The sequence below is a fragment of the Pseudomonas sp. 2(2015) genome (genome assembly GCF_000955865.1).
GTDB lineage: Bacteria > Pseudomonadota > Gammaproteobacteria > Pseudomonadales > Pseudomonadaceae > Aquipseudomonas.
In genome coordinates this window covers 1-1599 of record NZ_JYOF01000035.1, presented here as the reverse complement: position 1 = coordinate 1599, position 1599 = coordinate 1, and the positions used below count along the sequence as shown (strand labels likewise).

Annotated in this window: 1 protein-coding gene; it reads right to left on the bottom strand. The window is 60.4% G+C overall.

All coding sequences use genetic code 11. The annotated features are described in order from the left end of the window. On the bottom strand, window positions 1-1599 hold a 1599-nt coding region (locus UB48_RS28070; protein WP_368845324.1), incomplete at both ends, for an immunoglobulin-like domain-containing protein.

Here is a 1599-nt window from a genome sequence, read left to right as displayed (position 1 = left end):
TCAGGTCCGGGTTGGTGGTGTGTACGTTGTTTGGTGCAACGAAGTCCACGGTGCCGGAGCTGGAACCCACAGGGATGGTGATCTGCTGACCGTTGGCCAGGTTGATCACCAGCGCAGAGCCAGTCACCGGAGCAGTGACGGAGGCGGTGTAGGTGACAACGCCACCTTCAGTCACGCTCGGAGTCGCAGTCAGGGTGACAGTCGAAGTATCGATGGTGTCGGTGACTTCAGTTACAGCGGCAGCCGGGTCGACTTCGACTTTCTCGAAGTCACCACCGGTGGTGCCAGTGATGGTCACGCTGACTTCGCCGGCATCGACGTACACATCGTCTTCCGGCGCTGGAACAGTGATGCTGCCCTCGGTCTGACCTGCCGCGATGGTGATGACTTCACCATTGCTCAGGGTGACTTTCATTTCGGTGCCAGCCGGGTTGGTCAGCGTGGCGGTGTAGACGATCTCGCCGCCTTCGGCGACGGAGCCGGTAGCGGTCAGCTTGAGACCGGTGGTGTCATCGGTGCCTGGACCATCAGTAACGGTAGTAACCGGATTACCTGCGGTATCCAGCTTCTCGTAGTTACCGCCGGTGGTGCCGGTGATGCTGTTGGTCAGGTCCGGATTGGTGGTGTGGACGTTGTTAGGTGCAACGAAGTCCACGGTGCCCGAGCTTTGGCCGACCGGGATGGTGATCTGTTGGCCGTTGGCCAGGTTGATGACCAGCGCGGAGCCGGTAACCGGAGCGGTAACCGAAGCGGTGTAGGTCACTACGCCGCCTTCGGTGACGCTTGGAGTCGCGGTCAGGGTGACAGTCGAAGTGTCGATGGTGTCAGTCACTTCGGTGACGGCCGGGGTGTTATCCACAGCCAGCTTCTCGAAGTCACCGCCGGTAGTACCGGTGACAGTCACGCTGACTTCGCCCGCATCGACGTACACGTCGTCTTCTGGAGCTGGAACAGTGATGCTGCCTTCAGTCTGACCCGCAGCAATGGTGATCACTTCACCGTTGCTCAGAGTGACCTTCATTTCGGTGCCAGCCGGGTTGGTCAGCGTGGCGGTGTAGATGATGTCGCCGCCTTCGGCGACGGAGCCGGTAGCGGTCAGCTTGAGACCGGTAGTGTCATCGGTGCCTGGACCATCAGTAACGGTAGTAACCGGATTACCAGCGGTATCCAGCTTCTCGTAGTTACCGCCCGAAGTACCGGTGATGCTGTTGGTCAGGTCCGGATTGGTGGTGTGCACGTTGTTTGGTGCAACGTAGTCCACGGTGCCCGAGCTTTGGCCGACTGGGATGGTGATCTGTTGGCCGTTGGCCAGGTTGATCACCAGCGCGGAGCCGGTAACCGGAGCGGTAACCGAAGCGGTGTAGGTCACTACGCCGCCTTCAGTGACGCTTGGAGTCGCGGTCAGGGTGACGGTGCTGGTGTCGATGGTATCGGTGACCTCGGTCACGGCAGCCGCCGGGTCGACTTCGACTTTCTCGAAGTCACCACCGGTGGTGCCAGTGATGGTCACACTGACTTCGCCCGCATCGACGTACACATCGTCTTCCGGAGCCGGAACAGTGATGCTGCCTTCGGTCTGGCCCTTGGCGATGGTGATGA